4 protein-coding genes and 1 pseudogene are annotated in these 4,684 nt (G+C 64.9%); 2 read left to right on the top strand and 3 right to left on the bottom strand.

Annotation, left to right across the window (positions count from 1 at the left end):
• Positions 1 to 922 (top strand): aminotransferase-like domain-containing protein (locus AC1DSN_RS18620; protein WP_477332149.1); only part of this gene is annotated, 922 nt, incomplete at its 5' end.
• A 17-nt stretch (positions 923 to 939) separates the two neighbouring features.
• On the opposite strand, the gene zwf is transcribed toward AC1DSN_RS18620, so the two are convergent.
• The gene (zwf, locus tag AC1DSN_RS18615) at positions 940 to 2,427 is read right to left on the bottom strand and encodes a glucose-6-phosphate dehydrogenase (RefSeq protein ID WP_063572786.1); all 1,488 of its coding nucleotides are present in this window, start codon (positions 2,425 to 2,427) and stop codon (positions 940 to 942) included.
• 220 nt (positions 2,428 to 2,647) lie between these two features.
• Here zwf and AC1DSN_RS18610 point away from each other — a divergent pair, with 220 nt between their 5' ends.
• Entirely contained in the window at positions 2,648 to 3,394 is a 747-nt protein-coding gene (locus AC1DSN_RS18610) for a glucose 1-dehydrogenase (RefSeq protein ID WP_477332147.1), read from the top strand.
• A gap of 143 nt (positions 3,395 to 3,537) precedes the next feature.
• Here the strand turns inward: AC1DSN_RS18610 and yjjX are convergent, their stop codons facing one another.
• On the bottom strand, positions 3,538 to 4,104 hold the full coding sequence (gene yjjX / locus AC1DSN_RS18605; protein WP_477296962.1) for an inosine/xanthosine triphosphatase: 567 nt from the start codon (positions 4,102 to 4,104) through the stop codon (positions 3,538 to 3,540).
• A gap of 55 nt (positions 4,105 to 4,159) precedes the next feature.
• A pseudogene (locus tag AC1DSN_RS18600) lies at positions 4,160 to 4,684 on the bottom strand (methyl-accepting chemotaxis protein); the annotation flags it as partial.

Here is a 4,684-nt window from a genome sequence, read left to right as displayed (position 1 = left end):
CGTCGTGACCTGCCCCGGCGCACAGGCGGCCCTTGCGGGGCTGCTTCTGGCCCTGAGCGATGCCGGCGACACCGTACTGACCGAACCGGTGTTGTACCCGGGCATGATCAGCGCCGCCGCGCATCTGGGCCGACGACTCGTTGCCGTGGAAAGCGACGCCGAGGGCATGCTTCCCGATGCCCTTGRCCAGGCGACCCTCGCGCATAAGGCACGCGTCATCTATCTCAACCCTACCCTGCGCAATCCGACGGCGACGAGCATGCCTGCGACACGCCGCGAACAGCTCGTCGCGGTAGCGCGAAAGCGCGACCTGCGCATCATCGAAGATGACCCCTATTGGCCTTTGTGCCGGGCGGCGCCGCCACCGATCGCACGCCTCGCGCCGGAGCGGACCTGTTACATCGCCACCCTGTCGAAAGCGTTGACGCCCGGCCTGCGCACCGCTTACGTCGTGACGCCGGATGCCTCGTCGCGCTCGGCGTTCCTGGGCAGCCTGCGCGCGGTAACCCTGATGTCGACGCCGGTCATGACGTCACTGGCGACCCAATGGATTCACGACGGCACGGCTGCGACCTTGCTCGATGGCGTGCGTGCCGAAGCAGGCGAGCGGCAGTCCATGGCGGCGCGGATACTCCGCCCGGCGAACCTGCTCACTGGTGCGGAAGCCCCCGCCGCCGAAGGCATTCATCTCTGGCTACCACTGCCGGGACGGTGGACGGCACGTGCGCTGACGATGACAGCGCGCCTGGAAGGCCTCGCTGTCACACCGTCGGATGCGTTCTCGTATGGCGCCCCGCAGGAGCAGGCGATCCGCATTTCACTAGGCGGCGTGAAAGATCGCGTGCGTCTGAAACAAGGGCTCGATCGACTGATGCAGTTGATGGAGAGCGGTGATGAGGGCGCTGATTCGGTCGTTATTTAGCCGATTACATGAACCCGTCAGGCAGCGATATCCTCAACCCACACATGCCCCGCCTGCTGCAGAAGCTCGCGCGCCGACTCCGGACCCCACGTGCCCGCCTCATAGCTGTCCGGACCCTTCGTATCCTGGCTCCAGCCCTCGAGGATCGGCGTGACCCACTGCCAGGCGGCTTCGGTTTCGTCCTTGCGCACGAACAACGCCGGGCTACCCTTGACCGCATCGAGCATCAGGCCCTCATACGAGTCGCGGTAACGAATCCGTTCCGGCTGACCGAGCTTCGATAGCGCATCGACTTCGTCCAGGCCGAAGCTGTTGCCCGGGTGCTTGACGAACAGCGGCAGGGTGACGCTCTCGTTCGGCTGCACCCGGATGACAAGACGACTGCCCGGACGCGCCTCACCGAACAGACCGGGCTCACCCGCGCGGAACTGCACCACCACCTCGGTTACCTTCTCCGGCATGCGCTTGCCCGAGCGCAGATAGAACGGCACGCCCTGCCAACGCTCGTTATCGATCTCCGCCTTGAGCGCAACGAAGGTTTCCGTGTTGCTCTCGGTCTCGCCCGGCAGCTCCTCACGATATGCGGGCACCGACTTGCCGCCGGCCGTGCCCTGCACGTACTGGCCACGAGCGACATTGGCGCGCAGGTTGTTGCGATCGAGCGGCTTGAGCGACTTCAACACGCGCACCTTCTCGTCGCGCAGGGCGTCGGCATCGAGCGAGCCCGGGCGCTCCATGGCCACCACGGTCAGCACCTGGAGCAGGTGGTTCTGGATCATGTCGCGCAGGGCGCCAGAGCCGTCGTAGTAGCCGCCGCGACCCTCGAGGCCTACGGTCTCCGCGGCGGTGATCTGCACGTAGTCGATCGACTCGCGGTCCCACATGCGCTCGAGCATCGGGTTGGCGAAGCGGAGTGCGATGATGTTCTGCACCGCTTCCTTACCCAGGTAATGGTCGATGCGGAAGATGCTGTTTTCCGGGAAGTAGCGGCCGACGTTCTCGTTGACCTTGCGCGCGGTGTCCAGGTCGGTGCCGATCGGCTTCTCCAGCACGATGCGCGAGGTCTCACTGCGCAGGCCCTTCTCGGAGACATTCCGGGCGATGTCGCCGTAGAGATCCGGCGCGGTCGCCAGGTAGAACACGCGGACGCGATCGGCGCTGGCGTTGGACTCGAGAAGGCTCTTCAGGCCGTCCCAGTTACCGGTCGATTCCGCGCCATTGAGGCTTACATAGTGAACCAGGCGGAGGAACCGGTTTACCGTCGCGTCGATCAACTCGTCGGCGCGGACATGTTCACTCAACGCCTTGCGGGCGCGTTCACGGTAGGTCTCATCATCCAGCGGCGAACGCGCCGTGCCGACGATACGCGAGTCCGCGGTGATCTGGCCTTCGGCGAAACGGCGGTACAGCGCGGGCAGCAGCTTGCGCATGGTGAGATCGCCGGTGGCACCGAAGATCACGTAATCGAAGGAAGCGACGGGTTCGAGCTGGGTTGAAGCGGTCATGGCGAAAGATTTCCGGGGAGGCTGGAGATGGGGCGGCGCACTCGCCGTCACGGGACGGATGAATGATGCGGTGCCGCAGCGCCCTTTCAAGTGCCTCGATCTAAATGAATCTTGCGTGGGCGGCATAAGTGTTATGACCGGCCACGTATGACAGGTGGTGACATGGCGTCCCCATGCATGGTTGGAGCTATTTCATCCAACCACCAGGGAACACCGAACCATGAGCAAGCTGAAAGAGAAAGTCGCGGTCGTCACGGGCGCTTCCAAGGGCATCGGCGCCRCCATTGCCAAGTCGCTGGCTGCCGAGGGCGCCGCCGTCGTCGTCAACTACGCCTCGAGCAAGGCCGGTGCCGACAAGGTCGTCGCCGAGATCCAGGCCGCGGGTGGCAAGGCCGTCGCCGTCGGTGGCGACGTGTCCAAGCAGAAAGATGCCGAGGGCATCGTCAATGCCGCCATCGAACACTTTGGCCGTCTGGACATCCTTGTGAACAACTCGGGCRTCTACGAGTTCGCCTCGATCGACACGACGACCGAAGAACTGTTCCACCGCACCTTCAACGTCAACGTGCTCGGCGTGATCCAGGTCAGCCAGGCGGCTTCGAAGCACCTCGGCAAGGGCGGCAGCATCATCAACATCGGTTCGGCCGTGACTCGCATCACGCCCGCCGAGAGCGCCGTCTACACGGGTACCAAGGGCGCCGTCGACGCTATCACCGGCGTGCTTTCCCGCGAACTGGGTCCGCGCGGCATCCGTGTGAACTCGGTCAACCCGGGCATGGTGCAGACCGAAGGCACCGAGACGGCCGGCTTTATCGGTTCGGACTTCGAGGCCTGGGCCGCCGGCCAGACCCCGCTTGGCCGCATTGGCCAGGTAGGCGACATCGCGCCGATCGTCACCTTCCTTGCCTCGGACGACGCAGGCTGGCTGACCGGCGAGCTGATCGTCGCGTCGGGTGGCATGCGCTAAGCGTCAAAAGCATCGCCGATGAATCGGCACCTACCGAGCGGGGTGTCGTTCCCCGCTTGGGGTGCGCCCTGCTTGGGCCGTGCCTGCTCGGTAGGAGCCGATTCATCGGCGAAGCTCTCCGCCTCAATCCTCCTCAACCCACCTCAATCCCCCGAATCCCCCAGCCCATAAAGCTCCGGGTGCAGGAACGGCGCCATCGCCAGCACCAAGGCCTGCGTATACGCGCCTTCGCGCGTCGCATGCCCGTTGGTGACCAGGCCGATCGCCCCGCCCTGCTGCTTGATGTTGACCGTGCCGAACAACCGGTCCATGACATGGCCGAGTTCTTCGCCGTCGAGCAAGGCTTCATACACGGCCGGTGGCAGCGGCAACCATGCGCTACAGCCGACCGACACATAGCCCTGGCTGGCTATCGCGACATAGCCGAACGTGCCGGGGCCATCCTCGGTCACATCCACGCCGCCCTCAAGGGCGACGTAGAAATCCGCGTCTCCGTGCTGCCGGCAGAAGTTCATCCGGTTGACCGCACCTTCACGAGTCTCTGCGGCGTTCATCGGCTGGTCGGGCACGCCGGAGGGTGCGTGCATACCCTCGCATTCCAATAGCCTGCCGGGAAACAGCGGCGCCAGTGCATTGCGCACAGCGCCGATCTTGACGGGGTTGCGCGAACCGACGAGTACGCGGATCGGCGCCGTGGTGTTGGCGGACATCGACGGAAACCTGTTGGGGACGGCTGCGATACTACCAGCCGCACCCAGCACTTTAGAGCCGGAAACCGCCGACTACCTCTTCCAGCCTATGCGTCTGTTCTTCCATCGCCTTGGCTGCCGCGGCAGCTTCTTCAACAAGGGCCGCGTTCTGCTGCGTCATGTCGTCCAGCTGGGTCACCGTGCGRCTGACCTCATCGATGCCCTGGCTCTGCTCCTGGCTGGCAGCCATGATCTCTTCCATGAAGGCGGCAACACGGGTGACGTTGCCCGTGAGCTCACTCATGCTCGCACCGGTGCGCTTGACCAGCTCGGCGCCAAGTGACACGTCGTCCGCCGACCCGGCAATCAGCGCCTTGATGTCACGCGCTGCCGATGCCGAACTCTGCGCGAGGCTGCGCACTTCACCGGCGACCACCGCAAAACCACGCCCCTGCTCGCCAGCGCGTGCCGCTTCCACCGCCGCGTTCAGTGCGAGCAKGTTGGTCTGGAAGGCGATGCCATCGATGACGCTGAYGATRTCGGCGATCTTCGCCGACGAGTCGCTGATCGCGCCCATCGTCGTGACCACCTGGGCGACGAC

It is taken from the genome of Luteibacter sp. P4_D7_3 (genome assembly GCF_056401735.1).
Note: the sequence above shows the minus strand (reverse complement) of the source record. Positions and strands in the feature narration are given on the sequence as shown.